Origin of the sequence: Neobacillus oceani, from assembly GCF_046237595.1 — a bacterium.
GTDB lineage: Bacteria > Bacillota > Bacilli > Bacillales > Cytobacillaceae > Bacillus_D > Bacillus_D oceani.
This window is the reverse complement of sequence record NZ_CP143543.1, coordinates 2,689,317-2,705,785: the sequence shown is the minus strand read 5'-3', so window position 1 is coordinate 2,705,785 and position 16,469 is coordinate 2,689,317. Positions and strand designations below refer to the sequence as shown.

Sequence of the window (16,469 nt, the reverse complement as noted above, 5' to 3'; positions counted from 1 at the left end):
CGTACCTAAACAAATCTAAGATGATAGATTGTAGAGATCATCCAATATTTTAAGATAGTCAATACGGGGCTGAAATCCAACTTGGATTTGCCTGCCGGTCTCAGCAATCTCTTCTTTTCTAATCGACTTCCTTCCACCCTTTTCCATCCTTACCCAATAATCGAGGAGACGGGCGGCTTCGAGCAAAAATACTTCATCTGTACTAGCAAACCGGAGGATGACAAATGAAATACCCCCCTGCCCAAGTACCGCTTCCATATGGCGGATTTGATGTTCGTGAAAGTTTTTCAATGGAAAGGATGATGGATTCCGCGTTTCCTTTGCTTCGAAATCAATGTATTTGCCTTTATAAACGCCATTGTAATCAGTTGTTGACGCCTGTTTGAAATAGGCTTCCTTTATAACAGCGGCGCTCCTTTTTGGATAATCCACTTGGACAATCTGGATGGGAGTCGGCTTTTTATGGATTACCGCAATCCCTCTGCTCAAGTAATAAAGATTGGAATCGTTAAGGTCGTCTTCTAGGGTCATTCCCCTGTTCCCGTATGATTCGTTTGTTTTCCTTTTAACAGCGGAAACCGAAACAGCCTTTTCGGCGATAAATTTTCTGCCGTTTGGATAATTCACCATGATAAGCACCTCACAAACTAATACCTATCATACCAAAAGCTGCTGATTTTTGCTGAATAAATATGAGCAGGACGGCAAATCAATAGAATAGAGGTTCACCGCACCGACAATAGGGTACCCACAAAGAAGGATGAAAAAATAATGATGCTAGATTCAGTCCTGATTGAAGAAATCAAACACAAAACCGCCAAGTGGAATATCGATAATATCACAAGGACAAATGCCTATTTTCGGTTTTTCAAAATGCACCCGGATATTGGCTGGTCCTTTTTAGCCAGCATGGTTTCAAGAAATGGAGGGTGGAATATGTGCGACCTTGAAGGGACGATTTTCCCTCATCTGCTGAAACCGGCTGCGAGAAAACAGCTTTTCCTCACATATGAAAGGGCAAACTGGCTTATTTTCCATGATGTTTTCCCTCAACTCCTTCTCTACCACTATTCGACGAAAATGAATCGGCCCTTGTTTCACCTTTTGAAGCAGTTTCGGGTATCTTCTTTTATGCAAAAGGAGTGGCCGGTCTTTTGGGAGAAACAGGATAGCGAGAGACTAACGACTGCATTGATTATCAACGAACAAAATGTTATACAAAAGCCAATCATCGAGCATCCTTTATACAAAAACAAGGTGTTTCTATCCCCGGGATTTTTCCTCCAGGATTGGATGCATTTTAGCTGTGTCCTTTTTCCAACATGCGGAGGTGAACTTTACGGCGCAAGCGTGTCCGGTTTCAGGAAGGTATCCAACCGGATTGAACTGGGAAAAAGGCTGGCCAAGATTTTGTTCCATCCAAGGCTATTTCAGCATTTCCTCGAATTTGCGGAGAAAACCGCGCACACTGGGTCTAGACATGACTTTGAGCAGTACTTTAAACAAAAGGTTCCAAGGCAAACGCCATTCCTTCGGGCGACTTATCCTGTGATTGAGCATCACCGACATGAGTATTCTGATTGGAGCAAAGGAAGGCTTTTCCCAACGCCCGTATTATTCCTCCCAGCCAAAGAAAAAGGAACGATCCATCTAACAGATTGGTATATTACAAAAAGGGACCAGCTATATTTATTGGTTGCTCTTAAAAAAGCTCTTAACCTCGATTGGAAATTGTAATTTTTTAAGCAAAAAAAGCAAGGGAATCCAATCCTTGCTTTTTTTTGCTTAAATGAAAACGGCAGGTTTGTTCCCTTTTGAGGGAAGGGGCCAAGCACGCTATTCCGCAGGCCTGTTCTCGCCAATCAGCTTTTTGTCCCCATATCCAACTTTTTTTGGTTCTTGTCCGTTTTGGTTTTTCTTTTCATTACCCTTTTTTTTCATGGCTGAAACACCTCCACTACTATCATGCCCCCATGCTAAAATTCCTTGCCGGATATCTGTCGATTTTTTCGGGAAAACAGGGAGAAAAAACAGGAATTTCCACTACCTTTGCCGTTTTCCTTCTAGTTTTGCAAGGTAGAAAGGAAACTTGATTTGAACGAAGAATATCCTATGTATCAAATTGAAAAGGGGTGTTCGGGGTGGAGGGAATGATGGCGCAAAGGGATTTACTGCTTCTAAAGCTTTCCGAAATCAGCAGCGGCCTGGAGAAACTCGAGGCTGCGATGGAAAGTGCATATTCGGAGATAAAGGAAGAACTGATCGTCAATAAAACAAGGGAGTTGGAGGCACTCGATGCGGCAATGCTTCGTTTGGAACAATTGGCCGATAAGCAAAGAACCCCGGTGATAAAACACCAAACGCTTGATTTAAGCTATTCCGGGAGATAAACTAATACTAAAAATCACAGCCATCCAGAAATGGCTGTTTCTTTCTTATTGGAGGACGAAATGAAATGCCTGAAACACTGGAATCCCTAACCGCAAAGTTAATTGATTATAACAGGAAAGCCAATGAGATTTTTACGAAAACGAGGGAAAAAAATGCCGACGGGGACTTTTTTCAGGAAGTAAAACCTTTTGCCGATGAGGTGAAGAAGGTAAGTGACAGATGGAGGGAGGAGGCTGCCAAACAGGATGGGTTCCTTTCAGGAATTGGCATTACCCAAAGGCAAATTGAGATGGCTGCCGAGCATATTGAAAAGCTTTCGATTCAGGCTTTTTTTGTAAAGACAAGCCGGTATACGTTTGTCAATTCAAGCAGGACAGTCGAATTTACACTTCATGATTTAATAGAAAAATTGCGGCACAGCCAAGCCGGCAAACCCGCCGGCGGGGCGGGCGATCACTTACGTTAAAAGTTTATCAGTGGCGCAATCGGGTACGGTTGCTCCCTCTCCTTCAAGGTCACGGATTAGCTGCCTGAATTCGATTGCGGAAATCGTGTTTTCAACATAGAGCTTCCTGGCATAGTCCCTTAAGTCATTGGCACATGCTTCACTTTTGCCGTGGCTTTGCAAAAAAATGGCCTTCAACTTTACAGTATCCATTCATAACGCCCCCTTCAACTTTTTCCCATTTTAACATGGCTACGGTTCAAATCGCTTTTTTTCAAAAATTGAAACTTCCGACATCTAGCCCCACAATCCGACATCCACAAACCGATGCACCACGTCTCGTTCGTTACATATTGTATAGTAAATAAATCATGTAAGGAGAAGGAGGAAGAGATGCGTTTCAATCGGCACCATTCACGCAACTATATGATACAAGGAATGCAACAGCCAATGATGCCCCAACAACAGCCATACGGATTTTACCCTCCGCAGCCTATGGACCTCGGTATGGGGCAACCGTTATACCAGGGCGGTTTTTACCCAGGAAACTCCTCCCCGTCTGGTGGTTTATATGGCCAACCACATGGTTACTACGGGGAACAGGGCAGTCATTTCCTTTTTCAAAACCCCCTTGAAGCGGGTGGCGGTGACGTACAGGCTCCCCAAACAGGCTTTAACCCTTATTTTCCGATGAATCCATATCCAAAAAACAATTTGCAGCCCAAGCAGCCAGGTGCGATGTCGGTCCTGAATTCATTCAAATCGCAGGATGGTTCATTGGATATCACAAAAATGGTCAATACGGCCGGCCAGGCAATCAATGCTGTAAGCCAAGCAACCGCACTTCTAAAAGGCCTTGGCGGGGTTTTTAAAGCGTAAGAACGGAAAACAGCAAACCGCTGTTTTCTTTTTTTTATCTTTTCATTTAATTTCAGTTATGTTACGTTGGAATATGCCAATTGTTAAAATTGTAGGATATTTGTAACATTCTGTTAACAAATACGTCCATTTTGGAGGGGGATTTCAATATGATACGGTTTTTCCAGCAAGGGATTATCATAATCATCCTTATCCTATTTCTCGCGGCTTTTCCTTCATTCCTGCAAATAGACTATAGTACGCAGTCACTAAAATGGAATTTTGAACAAGCTCCCGAGTTGTTTGGCTCGTTTTTCAGCCATATTCTTAGCGGTGGCCTCGGTACATACGAATTGGCAGGAAGGGAACGGCCCATTTCGGAAGACATCGGAGATAATTTTATGACGAGCCTCAAAATCATCCTTGCGGGTGTTGGCATTGGGGTTCTGTTCAGCCTCATTTTCGGCATCTTCATAAGCCGTTTCAGGTTGACAAGGCTGGTAAATGCAATCCTCAATCTTCTTGCTGCTGTTCCTGATTTTATTCTGATCATTGTATCACTCATTTTGGCCATTAAATTTTATAAAGCAACGGGAATCAGGATTGTATCCCTCACCCCGAACGCGAGCGCTCTTAATATTTGGTTCCCAATGCTTCTGACGTCGATTGCGCCGTCGCTCTATTTATTCAAGATAGTGGCCGTGAAATATTACCAAACGAGCGGGGAGGACTTTGTCAGAACGGCGGTTGCGAAAGGCCTGAGAGTAAATTACATTAACTTCCAGCATGTTTTCAAAAATATTGAACCGTTCATTAAAGCTGAATTAACCAAAGTCATTTCATTGGCAGTCGGAAATCTTTTTATCATCGAGTACTTAATGAATGTCCCGGGCATTACGAAATTCATTTTTCAAAACGGGGAGATACAGCCGGTTGCCATCGGACTTTTTTCAATGCTGCTTATGTCGCTGATTACATATGCCGCAGTCAGGATTGCCATCTATCTATTCAAACGGGGTTTTATCTATGAATAAGCTTTTCCGGATAAATTATTCATATTATATAGGCGTGATATTCGTCGCCATCCTTCTGTTTTTAGCCGCATTTGGCGGAATTCTCGCTCCTTACAGCCTTTCGGAACAATTGGAAGCAAAGTATGTGGGCGGGACCATCATTGCCCCGCCAATTGAACCATTCACCATGAAAGAATACCCGCTAGGAACGAACAGGTGGGGATATGACCTTTTGACCCTTATTCTTCATGGCATTCGGTATACTGTTCTGATTTCAATCGCGGTTACCGTTTTAAAAATGGCAATGGGAACCCTAATTGGTCTTTACGTCGGTACGATGAGACGGGTCCCCGGCTGGTTGGAGGCATTTGAGAATGCGTGGAGCTATGTGCCGTTATTCATTATCCTGTATTTCTTCCTTATCCCCATCAGCTTTAACCCTGTACTTAAGCCAATCAAATTAATCGTTTATTTCATAATTGTTGCCGCGGCGATCAGTACCCCGAGCATCATTTCTTCTGTAAGGAAAAAAACTGAAGAAATCAACAAATCCATTTTTGTCGAGGCTGCGAGAAGCCTTGGGGCAGGAAGGAACAGGATTATTTGGAGGCATATTTTCCCGCAAATGAAGGAGTCACTCACAATCATGTTCATCCTGGAAATCGTATATGTCATAACGATTATGGGACAGCTCGCCCTCGTCAATATTTTCGTAGGCGGCACGATTATGACCAGGGATCCTGTTATGTATTTTTCGATTACGAATGAACTGGCGGGATTAGTCGGCCAGGCGAGGGTGAATGTGTACGGTACCTTTCACGTCCTCCTTGTTCCATTGGCAGTCCTTTTGGCAACAACTCTTTCCTTCAGCCTGCTTGCAAATGGCTTGAAAAATCGATTGCAGTCAAATTATCAGCGGATGCCATGGATAAAGACGGGATTTGAACCGGTCCTTCAGCCTAAGCGGAAGGAATACGGGAAGAGTCTGAAATTATGGCCGCTAAAAGGGGAAAGGCTTTTTTATACAATCCTCGCCGCCATTTTTGTTTTCTCGGGTACATTTGTATATGCGACACGGAATAACGACGTAGGCGTGAAGAATTATAGCCAGGCCAAATATGACCTTAACGTAAAAATGGATGAATCTGGACAGTTTGCCATTCAAGCAAAAGTAAACGTTAAAAACATGTCGGAGAAGGTATGGGACGAACTTGTTTTCTACTTTATCCCGAATTCATTTACCGAAGGCCACCCATATGAAACCGTTAAAGGACATTCCACTTTCAATTTTACTTCCGTTTTAATTAATGGCAAAAAAGTCTCTTATACACTTGAAAATGATACTTTGAAAGTCCAGCTGCCAAAGAAATTGGGCAAAAGAGGAAAAGCAGAAGCGGCCTTTTCCTATACCCTTGAATTGCCGGAGGAAGGAAGCAGGCTGTCAAGGGTCGGGGATCAATTTTATCTCGCCCAATGGTATCCAATGCTTGCAACCTTCCAAGACGGGCAATGGAATAAAGGTGAATTTACAAACGGGCTTGAAACATTCCATACCGGTTTTTCAGATTATACTGTTAAATATGAACTTCCTAAAGGCTATTCGTTTATTTCTTCTTCTGATGATGATCCTCTGACCGAAACCCGGAAAGGGGAGGTCAAGGCAAAAAAAGTGAGGGATTTCTTCATTGCTATCACAAGTGGCATGAAGGTTTACAAAACTGAGTCAAATGGAGTGTCAATCAGGCTATTTACAAAAGAGGACCATAACCGGGACCCGAAAGAGGCACTTGAGCTCGCTAGGAATACGCTCTCTTTTTATCAGGAAAATATCGGCGAGTATCCACATAAACAGCTCGATATTGTCCTCGATCTTGGGCAGAACATGGAATATCCGGGAATCGTTACAGTGAATCCTTACCATGATTTTGATAAATTTTTCAAAATCGCCATCGTACACGAAATCGCCCACCAGTATTTTTATGGGGTTGTCGCAAACGACTCATTTAATGAACCATGGATTGATGAAGGGTTTACCGAGTTTGCGGCCAATATGTATTTCTATATACAGGAGGATGAACCGCTGGGAATTGCCCAAGAGCTGTCCAATAACAGAATGAGAAGCATACAGCAGGCAAATATAGTACGCCAATACTCAAATACCCCGGTGGACCAAATCAAGCACACGGGCTTTGTTTACGGACAGCCGGCCATAAAGTTGTTCAAGCTTGTAGAGGATAATTACTATGTTAGGGATGACGGTGAAGTGAAGAAAACCGCCATGCAATACTTATCCGACTATTATGACCACTTCAAATATAAGGAAGTCGATACGCAGGAATTCCTGAGGTTCACAATAGACTACTTTAAAGTACCTCGGGGATACTTCAATGATTGGCTTGATACTTCAACAGAATAATGAAAAGGGTGCGGCCATTTCCGCACCCTATTTTTATTCTTCAATCCGCAGCTGTTTGCCTTTGTCAATCGGAAGGCGAATCGTCAATAAACCATTCCGAAAGGTTGCTTTTGCCTTTTGTTCGAGAACCGCTTTTGGAAAGGAAATTGACCTTGAATCAAGTTTTTTCGTCACCCTCCGCCTAAAGCTTCCTTCAGCTTCATCGGACTTGGTAAGCTCCTCGCGATTTTCCACCGCAATCACAACACGGTCCCGGAAGATGCCAATTTGTATTTGTTCCCGGTCAACCCCGAGAAGTTCGGCGGTAACGATGTATTCTTGAGCCGTTTCTTCCACATCCACATGAAAAGGGACAGCTGAAAACGGCATTTGGAAAAACTCATCAATTGACTGCAAAAAACCTTTTACAGGCGGGTAATGAAAAAAGTCATTGAATGAGCGGATAACTGTATCAAAAGGATCGGTTGGCATCTTAGCCGGTTTTCTTTCATTGTTTTTTTTCTGCAAATCATCTCCAGGCATATTGGTTCCCCCACTTCCACAGGTTTTCTACCACATCCTATGTACGCTGCAAGAAAGAAGTGAAACGATCGAAGGGAAGTATGAACGATTTTTGACATTCGAAAAATATGTGAAGTTTGTCACAGGAATCTTTGTATGCATCGTATTATTCTAGGATGGTAGTTATCGAAGAAAGTAGGGAATTAGTATGTTTTGTTATCAATGTGAACAAACTCCGAGTGGAGGCTGTAAAGTCATCGGCGTATGCGGCAAGGATGAGACGATTGCCAGCCTTCAGGACACCATCATATTCGCGTTAAAGGGAATCGCAGCCTATCGGACGCATGCCAACCAGCTTGGCTATACGGATCCATTCGTTGATGCAGTTACCCATGAGGCACTTTATATGACGCTGACAAATTCGAACTTTAATGTAGAGGAACATATTGATATGGCCATGAAAGTTGGCCGTTCCGCAGTACGTGTCATGGAAATGCTCGATGAGGCCCATACGAAGCGCCTTGGCATTCCTGAACCAATCCGGATTACCCAGAACAAAGTCGAGGGAAAAGCGATTGTTGTAACTGGCCACAACCTTGTTGCCCTTGAGGAACTTTTGCGCCAGACGGAAGGAAAAGGAATCAACGTCTATACCCATTCGGAAATGCTGCCAGCCCACGGATATCCTGCTTTGAAAAAATTCAGCCAGTTGAAAGGCAATATCGGGAAGGCCTGGTATGACCAACGCCGACTGTTCGAAAAGTTCCCGGGTGCGATCCTTGCCACCACGAACTGTGTTATGCCAATCAAGGGAGGCTATGCGGACAGGATGTTTTCCTATGAAGTGGCCGGCCTTGAAAATGTCCGGAAAATCGAAAATGACGATTTCAGTCCACTAATTGAACGGGCGCTGGAACTCCGGGAAGCTGCAATCGAATCAGATGAAACCCTCCTGACAGGCTTCCACCATGAAACTGTCCTTGGCCTTGCACCGGAAGTGATTGCCGCGGTTAAAGAAGGTAAAATCAAACGGTTCTTTGTAATCGCTGGATGCGACGCGCCAGGCAAAGGCGGGGAATATTACCGTGAACTTGCGACTTCATTGCCGCCGGAAACCGTAATCCTGACAACATCTTGCGGCAAGTTCCGCTTCAATGATGTGGATTATGGAGTAGTGCCAGGCACAGATATTCCACGTTATATCGACCTCGGCCAGTGCAATAATTCCGGTTCGACGGTTAAGATTGCACTCGCGCTTGCAGATGCGTTTGGATGTGAAGTGAATGAACTGCCGGTCAGCATCGTCCTTTCGTGGTTTGAACAAAAAGCGGTTGCCATTTTGCTTGGATTATTCAGCTTGGGAATCAAGGATATCCGCATCGGCCCGAAACCGCCGGAATTCATTTCGCCTGGCGTCCTTGAAGTACTTCAAAATGCATTCAACCTTAAACTGATTGGCAATGCCCAGGAAGACATGAATGAAATGCTTCAACTATCTGAAGTGAAATAGGGTGAAATGTCCAAGAAGGGGGCTTTTTACCCCGTATAAAAAACCGCAGGGCAATAATGCCTGCGGTTTTTCGTGCTTATTTAGGATTAACCTTTGTGGACAACTTGAAAAACGTTCGTCTAAGCCAACTCCGCAAGAGTTGTCTAACTTTAAATGAGTTGAGTGGCATCGTATCAGGATTTAACCCGATAAGTATCACTCAAGTGGATTTCCTTAATTAATAAATTTCCTCGAGGAGGCTCTCTGGACTAAAGTACATATTTCCCCGGCTGTCCACTTTTATCATGTTATCCTTCTTCAGTTTTGTCAAAGTTCGGCTTACGGTTTCCCTGGTCGTGCCAATCATATTGGCTAAATCCCTGTTCGTGAATTCAGCCTTCAGAAAAATAGCGCCGTCCGGCTGTACAGTGCCATGATTTTTTCCTAGCCTGACCAGCAATTTGATGATTTGCTCGTTTGTATTGTTCAAAATCTGCTCTTCAAGCCTGTTTTGCAAATCGACTATTTTCTCTCCAAGTACCCGGAACAATTTGATGCAAAGCTCGGGGTTGTCAATCAGTACCTTTTCAAATTCGGGGATAGGGACGACAACAAGAGTGGACGGCTCAAGTACTTCCGCATACGCAGGATAATCTCCCTTCCGGAAAAACCCTACATGCGGGAACATATCCCCTTTTTTTTGAATGGAAACGATTTGTTCTTTTCCATTCACATCGCTCTTATAAATTTTTATTTTACCATTGGAAACGAAATAGACATTTTTCAGGGGATCGTCCTGCCTGAACACGTGAGTTCCCTTGCTGAATTCCCTGGATAGGGAGATTTCGGCGATTTTATCCAATTCATGCTCTTCAAGTTCCCGGAAAATAGGAAACCAAGACAAAACCTTTTTAATTGTTTCGGCTTTCAACTTCTTCACCTCAAGAATTTGCTTTCTATTCAATATTTTACCAGATTGCAAGGAATTGGCTACTTCGAGAGAAAAAAGTCATTCACCTGGTTTTATTTTCCTGTTGGAATCTTCCGGAAATAGAAAGATTTTGCTTTGTAAACGAACGTCCATTCGCTAGAATAGGAATATGGGGGGATGAACATGAAACTTAGGAAAAACCTTCAGGAAATACTCGAAAAACTTAAACTGGACGGAGAGTATAAAGAGAATATTGTCCATTGGCATACAATAGATGAAAAACCGGCGAGGACAGTACCGCTGCCGGAAAATATAAATAAGCATTTAAAGGATGCCCTGCAGAATAGGGGAATCGGGGAGCTTTATACCCACCAATGGGCAGCTTTTGAAAAAGCAAGGGCTGGCAAGAATATTGTAGCCGTAACGCCCACCGCATCGGGAAAGACGCTTTGTTATAATTTGCCCGTCCTTGACACAATTATCAACGAACCAAACACCAGGGCCCTTTATATGTTTCCAACAAAAGCGCTTGCGCAGGACCAGAAAAGCGAAATCAACGAGCTTATCCAGGAGGCTGGGTTGGATATTAACAGCTATACGTATGACGGCGATACCCCGGCGAACATCAGGCAGCGGGTAAGGAAAGCGGGACATATTGTCATTACAAACCCGGACATGCTTCATAGCGCCATTTTGCCCCATCACACAAAGTGGGTTTCTTTGTTTGAGAATTTGAAGTTTGTCGTCATTGATGAGCTCCATACATACAGGGGGGTGTTCGGCAGCCATGTCGCGAATGTAATCCGCAGGCTTAAACGGATTTGCAATTATTACGGGAGCGACCCTGTTTTTATTTGCACGTCTGCAACGATTGCTAATCCCGTTGAGCTTGCCGAGGCCCTGACGGAAACAAAGATGGAATTGATTGACAATAACGGGGCGCCGACAGGCCGGAAGCATTTTGTATTTTACAATCCTCCGATCGTCAATAAGCCGCTCAACATAAGAAGGAGCGCCACGCTTGAAGTTAGGAGGATAGCGGGCGAGCTTTTAAAAAATAAAATCCAGACGATTGTGTTTGCAAGGAGCAGGGTGAGGGTTGAAATCATCTTGACCTATTTGCAAGAACTCGTTAAAAACCAGCTTGGGCCGAAATCAATCATGGGCTACAGGGGCGGCTATCTGCCGACCGAAAGGCGCCGTATTGAAAAAGGCCTGCGTACCGGGGAAATATACGGTGTTGTCAGCACAAACGCCCTAGAACTCGGGGTTGATATCGGGCAGCTCCAGGTGTGCATCATGACAGGCTACCCGGGTACCATTTCAAGCGCCTGGCAGCAGGCGGGAAGGGCTGGGAGGAGGCATGGTGAATCGCTTGTCATCATGGTTGCCAGCTCCAGCCCGCTCGACCAATATGTAATCCAGCATCCAGATTATTTTTTCAATAAAAGCCCGGAAACGGCAAGGATCAATCCGGATAACCTGATCATCCTACTTGACCATCTAAAGTGCGCGGCTTACGAGCTTCCTTTTAAAAAAGAAGAATCTTTCGGCAAGTTTGAAACGGAAGAACTGCTCGAATATTTAACTGAAGAGCGGGTGCTCTACAGAAACGGAGACAAATGGTATTGGATGAATGATTCATTCCCGGCTCATAATATCAGCCTGAGATCCGCATCCCAGGAAAATGTCATTATCGTTGACCAGTCCGATGTCGCCAATGTAAAAGTAATTGGGGAAATGGACACCTTTTCAGCCATGACACTCCTTCATGACGAAGCAATCTATTTGCACCAGGGAATCCAATATCAGGTGGAAAAGCTTGATTGGGACGAGAAAAAGGCATTCGTAAGGGAAGTAGATGTGGATTATTTTACCGATGCGAACCTGGCAGTCCAGCTAAAGGTTTTGGAAGTGGACAGGCTTTCGGAACGGAAAGGGGCCGAGGTTGGCTATGGCGATGTCAGTGTCAGGGCGATGGCGACCATTTTTAAGAAAATAAAGTTTGAAACACATGATAACATAGGTTCCGGACCGATTTTTCTTCCTGAGGCGGAATTGCACTCAAACGCAGCCTGGATTTCCCTTCAAGAGCCGCTTGAGGGGATGGGGCAGGAAAGGCTCGAGCAGGGGCTGATCGGCGCCGCCCATGCGCTTTCCCATATCGCGCCTTTGTTCGTAATGGCAGACCCCCAGGATATTCATGTTGTACCTCAGGTGAAGGCTGACCACAATGAAAAGCCGACGATTTTCTTTTATGACCGTTACCCTGGAGGAATCGGCCTAAGCGATAAAATTTATTCTGGAATCGGGACAGTGCTCGAAGAAGCCCGTTCACTCATCAGCAATTGCCGATGTGAAAGCGGCTGCCCATCCTGCATAGGCATGGACACCTCGGCTATGACGGCCAAAAAGGACGCATTGAACATAATCAGTGTATATCTCGATTCGGCCAAGGAGGAACGGATTTAGGAAGATGTCACTAAAAAACAAATTGAACCGGCTGAAACCGCATCTTTCCACTGGCAATGAGCCTTTGCGGCAAATTGAAGAGCAGAAGGGGCCGGCCCATGAAGTTCCTTTTAAGGACGATTGGGCAAAGGCCGGAGTAAGGGTCTATCATTTTGATGGCCAGTACTGTCTAATAAGGGAGGTTGCCTATCCCCTGTCACATCAGCATGGGAAATACAGATTTTCCGATTTCATCGAGGCAGCTTCCATTTGGGAAAAAACAGGGATTGACCACCCGCTATCTTCGGCCGGCCATTCCCCGGAAGAGTTGTTCTTTTTTGACACAGAAACAACAGGCCTCAGCGGCGGGACGGGCAATACAATCTTTCTGCTCGGCTATGCGTATGTTAAGGGAAATTCCCTTTGGTTAAGGCAGCATATCCTGCCCAATCCCGGAGCGGAAGTACCTTTGTATAAAAGTTTTTTGGAAAACATTAATTACCGGACGCTTGTTACCTATAACGGAAAATCCTTTGATTGGCCACAAGTAAAGACAAGGCACACACTTGTCAGGGACCATGTTCCGAAGCTCCCCCAATTCGGCCATTTTGATTTGTACCATGCCGCAAGGAGGCTTTGGAAACATCGTCTTGACCGAATGAAGCTTTCTGTTGTGGAAAAGGAAGTGCTGGGAGTAGAGAGGGTAGACGATATACCCGGATTTCTCGCGCCGATGATTTATTTTGATTTTGTCGAGAGCGGCCGGCTTGAAGGAATGCTCGGCATTCTGAAGCATAATGAGCTAGATATTCTTTCCCTGGTGACTTTATACTCACACCTCACATTCCAGATTTGCGGGGTGGACGAGGACCGAACTAACCGTGAGGCATTCGAGGTTGGAAAATGGTTCTCATCGGTCGGTAACCACGGTGAAGCGGTGAAGGCTTTTACTGAACTGATTGACGGTGAGGGTGAAGAAGCCGACCGCTCAAGGCTTGCACTCGCATATGCGCTAAAAAAGGAGCGGAATTGGGAGGGCGCTTTGGAGCTGTTTAGCACTCTGGCAAAATCCGCGGATAGAAGCCTTGCGATTGAAGGGTGCATTGAGGCGGCAAAAATACTCGAACATCGCGATAAAAATTTTGAAAAGGGCCTGGAATTTTGCAGAAAGGCCATTTCCCTTTTGGAGGTAGACGAAATCAGGTTATCAACTGGCATGGCCAGTATAGAGGAATTGTTTCACAGGGAAGCAAGGCTCGTTGGAAAATACGGCGGGGACAACGGGAGCAACAATGTTTAAGGGGCTGAATGAGCGGCCTCTTTTTGTTTGGGAGCAAGAAACCGCTAGGCTAAAAAAACGTGTCATAAAAATTTCAGAAATTTATTGTGATATTCCCTATTTATTAGTTGTTTATGAACGCGAACGGCTGTAGAATTGAAATTTGGGAAGGTATTTTCGACATTAATCAACAAAAATGGGGCTGGTTTCATGTATAAAGCAATCTTATGTTTATTTTTTATCGTAGTCTGCCTGACGGCAATCATTTTCACGAATATGAAGGATAGTTTCTTGGCATTTCTCATGTAAATGGGTCAATTCATTAGCGCGTTTTACTCATCACTGCCATAGGCTATTAACACCTTGGAAAAGGAGTGAGTGCCATGTATGGCAGGCCAGGTATCGCAAGCGGGTTATTTCCTGCTGCCCCATTGCATGTAAACCATGAATATCAAACCATTGTCATCCCCCATATCCATCCAGTCCATGGAATTACGGTGAACCATCAGCGGATTATACATGAACATTATTTCCCGCATCAATTCAGTTCTTTGCAAATGCCGCCGGTACACAGCTTCAGGCCAGCACGGCGGGAAGGCGGTCCATGGAATGCTTATTAGGGGTTTGGAGAGGGTTTATTCTTGAGAGGGCGGAAAAAAACGCCCTTTTTATTGTTCTTTCCGATTATTTTATATCCATATTAGAATATACTTTACAAAAGGAGGCGGATTGTCTGTCCAAGGTAGTGGCAATCTCAGGCTATAAGCCTTTTGAACTGGGCATTTTTAAAAAGGACGACCCTTCAGCGGAATTTATCCGTGCCGCCTTTAGGAAGGAATTGCAGGGAATGGCTGAATCTGGACTCGAATGGGTTTTGATCAGCGGCCAGCTTGGCGCGGAACTTTGGGCGGCGGAGGCTGTTTTTGAACTCCAGGAGAAGTACCCGGACCTGAAGCTCGCAGTTATCACGCCATTCCTCAATCAGGAGGAAAGATGGAACGAAGCGAACAAGGAATGGTACGAGTCCGTTCTTCTTCGGGCGGAATATGTGGACTCTGTTACAAGAAAGAACTACGAAAGCCCTGTCCAATTCAGGCTTAAAAATCAGTTTTTTATCGAAAAAAGCGATTCGCTTCTTCTATTGTACGACCCAGAAAAGGAAGGGAGCCCCAAATTCATCTACGAAATGGCCCAGCGAAAAGAGGGATATCCAATACGGCTAATTACCTTCTACGACCTGCAAGAGATTGTTGAAGAAGAACAAATGAGGCGGTACGATTTTTAAATCCATTTGCTTAGGTTACAATGGCTTTAATTGGTCAAACACTAGAAGAATTGACAAAAGGGGATATTTTTGAAAAAATAATATGTAATGATTGGCGAAGCCTGAGGTGAATGAAATGTTATCTGATAAAATTAAACTTACGGCAAAAGATATTTTGGAACAGGAATTTAAGACGGCCATGCGCGGTTATAAGCAGGAGGATGTCGATAAATTCCTTGATTTGATTATTAAGGATTATGAAACCTTCCACCAGGAAATTGAAGAACTCCAGCAGGAAAACCTCCGCCTTAAAAAGCAGCTTGAGGAAACATCCAGAAGGGCTTCGCAGCAGCCTGTACAGCCTGCCGGTACAACCAACTTCGATATACTTAAACGCCTTTCCAACCTTGAAAAGCATGTTTTTGGAAATAAACTGTATGATTAAAGTAAGCTGCCAGCGTTTCCTCTAAAAACCATTGCTTTTCATAGTGGATATTTCTATAATAGATATTGTCCATTAATTGCGTTCGGGTAATCGCTGCAGTTTCCGCTGCAGAGGAAAGTCCATGCTCGCACAGGCTGAGACGCCTGTAGTGTTCGTGCCTGGCGAAAAAATAAGCCAGGGCAGCCTGTTTGGGCTGACGGCCGGGAAAATGCCTAAGTCCTTTGGATATGGCATGAATACCTGTAAAAGTGCCACAGTGACGTAGCCTTCAAAGAAATGCGAAGGGTGGAACGAGGTAAACCCCACGAGCGAGAAACCCAAATTATGGTAGGGGCGCTTTCTCCAAGGAATTCAACGAAGGAGAAGGACAGGCGAACGCCTGTAGATAGATGATTACCGCCGGAGTACGAGACAAATGTCGTTTGCAGTACGATGGTACAGAACATGGCTTACAGAACGCGTTAGTGGAAATTGCCATAGAAAACGAAGGCTCTCCGTAGATGGGGAGCTTTTTTTGTGGGATTACATAGTTTAGAAAATATTCTTCAGTTAGTTTATCCAATATTGAAGTTACCCATGTTTGGACACAGAACAGAGATTTATTAAATCTTTATCGATCTTCGGAATTTGAGTGACACTTTGTCGGCTATTAGGCAAATCATTGTCACTCAACGGGATTTGAGCGACACCTTTTCAGGCTTTCGGCAAATCTTTGTCACTCAACGGGATTTGAGCGACACCTTTTCAGGTTTTCTGCAAATCTTTGTCACTCAACCGGATTTGAGTGACACTTTGTCTGCTATTAGGCAAATCTTTGTCACTCAATCGGATTTGAGCGACACCTTTTCACGCTTTCCGCAAATCTTTGTCACTTAACGGGATTTGAGTGACACCTTTTCAGGTTTTCGGCAAATCTTAGTCACTCAACGGGATTTGAGTGACACCTTTTCAGGCTTTCTGCAAATCTTTGTCACTCAACGGAATTT

General features: G+C 44.4%; 17 protein-coding genes and 1 other RNA gene. 14 read left to right on the top strand and 4 right to left on the bottom strand.

The genetic code is table 11. The features are described from left to right. Positions 1-15: 15 nt before the first annotated feature. Complete coding sequence (recU, locus tag V1499_RS13600) at positions 16-630, bottom strand: Holliday junction resolvase RecU (RefSeq protein ID WP_409270445.1); 615 nt, start codon at positions 628-630, stop codon at positions 16-18. A 141-nt stretch (positions 631-771) separates the two neighbouring features. On the opposite strand from recU, the gene V1499_RS13595 reads away from it, so the two are divergent. The 3 genes from V1499_RS13595 to V1499_RS13585 all read left to right on the top strand — a co-directional run bounded on the left by V1499_RS13595 (position 772) and on the right by V1499_RS13585 (position 2,857). Then, complete coding sequence (locus V1499_RS13595; protein WP_409270444.1) at positions 772-1,737, top strand: DUF2515 domain-containing protein; 966 nt, start codon at positions 772-774, stop codon at positions 1,735-1,737. A 404-nt stretch (positions 1,738-2,141) separates the two neighbouring features. Continuing rightward, positions 2,142-2,390 carry a hypothetical protein gene (locus V1499_RS13590; protein WP_409270443.1) on the top strand — a complete coding sequence of 83 codons (249 nt, stop codon included), beginning with the start codon at positions 2,142-2,144 and terminating at the stop codon, positions 2,388-2,390. A 65-nt stretch (positions 2,391-2,455) separates the two neighbouring features. Beyond that, entirely contained in the window at positions 2,456-2,857 is a 402-nt protein-coding gene (locus V1499_RS13585; protein ID WP_409270442.1) for a DUF1798 family protein, read from the top strand. On the opposite strand, the gene yppF is transcribed toward V1499_RS13585, so the two are convergent. Then, on the bottom strand, positions 2,849-3,049 hold the full coding sequence (yppF, locus tag V1499_RS13580) for a YppF family protein (protein WP_409270441.1): 201 nt from the start codon (positions 3,047-3,049) through the stop codon (positions 2,849-2,851). The genes V1499_RS13585 and yppF overlap by 9 nt on opposite strands. A gap of 180 nt (positions 3,050-3,229) precedes the next feature. Between yppF and V1499_RS13575 the strand changes: the two genes are divergently transcribed. From V1499_RS13575 to V1499_RS13565, 3 genes are all read left to right on the top strand, one after another. After that, positions 3,230-3,715 (top strand): YppG family protein, encoded by a 486-nt coding sequence (locus V1499_RS13575; RefSeq protein ID WP_409270440.1) that lies wholly within the window; start codon positions 3,230-3,232, stop codon positions 3,713-3,715. Between the two features lie 149 nt (positions 3,716-3,864). Next, a complete protein-coding gene (locus V1499_RS13570) occupies positions 3,865-4,728 on the top strand; it encodes an ABC transporter permease subunit (protein ID WP_409270439.1) in 864 nt (287 codons plus the stop codon). Beyond that, positions 4,721-7,123 carry an ABC transporter permease subunit gene (locus V1499_RS13565; RefSeq protein ID WP_409270438.1) on the top strand — a complete coding sequence of 801 codons (2,403 nt, stop codon included), beginning with the start codon at positions 4,721-4,723 and terminating at the stop codon, positions 7,121-7,123. Before V1499_RS13570 ends, V1499_RS13565 begins: the two co-directional genes overlap by 8 nt. A gap of 33 nt (positions 7,124-7,156) precedes the next feature. Here the strand turns inward: V1499_RS13565 and V1499_RS13560 are convergent, their stop codons facing one another. After that, complete coding sequence (locus V1499_RS13560; RefSeq protein ID WP_409270437.1) at positions 7,157-7,645, bottom strand: Hsp20/alpha crystallin family protein; 489 nt, start codon at positions 7,643-7,645, stop codon at positions 7,157-7,159. Positions 7,646-7,832: 187 nt separating this feature from the next. Between V1499_RS13560 and hcp the strand changes: the two genes are divergently transcribed. Next, positions 7,833-9,134 carry a hydroxylamine reductase gene (gene hcp, locus V1499_RS13555; RefSeq protein ID WP_409270436.1) on the top strand — a complete coding sequence of 434 codons (1,302 nt, stop codon included), beginning with the start codon at positions 7,833-7,835 and terminating at the stop codon, positions 9,132-9,134. 217 nt (positions 9,135-9,351) lie between these two features. Here the strand turns inward: hcp and V1499_RS13550 are convergent, their stop codons facing one another. Then, positions 9,352-10,044: a Crp/Fnr family transcriptional regulator gene (locus V1499_RS13550; RefSeq protein WP_409270435.1), complete on the bottom strand. Its 693-nt coding sequence runs from the start codon at positions 10,042-10,044 to the stop codon at positions 9,352-9,354. A 183-nt stretch (positions 10,045-10,227) separates the two neighbouring features. On the opposite strand from V1499_RS13550, the gene V1499_RS13545 reads away from it, so the two are divergent. The 7 genes from V1499_RS13545 (at position 10,228) to V1499_RS13515 (ending at position 16,359) form a co-directional block, all read left to right on the top strand. Then, positions 10,228-12,516, top strand: coding sequence for a DEAD/DEAH box helicase (locus V1499_RS13545; RefSeq protein ID WP_409270434.1), 2,289 nt, complete (start codon positions 10,228-10,230; stop codon positions 12,514-12,516). 4 nt (positions 12,517-12,520) lie between these two features. After that, positions 12,521-13,795 (top strand): ribonuclease H-like domain-containing protein, encoded by a 1,275-nt coding sequence (locus V1499_RS13540; protein WP_409270433.1) that lies wholly within the window; start codon positions 12,521-12,523, stop codon positions 13,793-13,795. Positions 13,796-14,157: 362 nt separating this feature from the next. Further along, positions 14,158-14,394: a CotD family spore coat protein gene (locus V1499_RS13535; RefSeq protein WP_409270432.1), complete on the top strand. Its 237-nt coding sequence runs from the start codon at positions 14,158-14,160 to the stop codon at positions 14,392-14,394. Positions 14,395-14,507: 113 nt separating this feature from the next. Beyond that, positions 14,508-15,059, top strand: a complete 552-nt coding sequence (locus V1499_RS13530) for a DUF1273 domain-containing protein (RefSeq protein WP_409276298.1) — start codon at positions 14,508-14,510, stop codon at positions 15,057-15,059. Between the two features lie 115 nt (positions 15,060-15,174). Then, positions 15,175-15,483, top strand: coding sequence for a cell division regulator GpsB (gene gpsB / locus V1499_RS13525; RefSeq protein ID WP_316569833.1), 309 nt, complete (start codon positions 15,175-15,177; stop codon positions 15,481-15,483). Between the two features lie 78 nt (positions 15,484-15,561). Next, an RNA gene (gene rnpB, locus V1499_RS13520) (RNase P RNA component class B) lies at positions 15,562-15,940 on the top strand. A gap of 182 nt (positions 15,941-16,122) precedes the next feature. Next, complete coding sequence (locus V1499_RS13515) at positions 16,123-16,359, top strand: hypothetical protein (RefSeq protein WP_409270431.1); 237 nt, start codon at positions 16,123-16,125, stop codon at positions 16,357-16,359. Positions 16,360-16,469 lie beyond the last annotated feature (110 nt).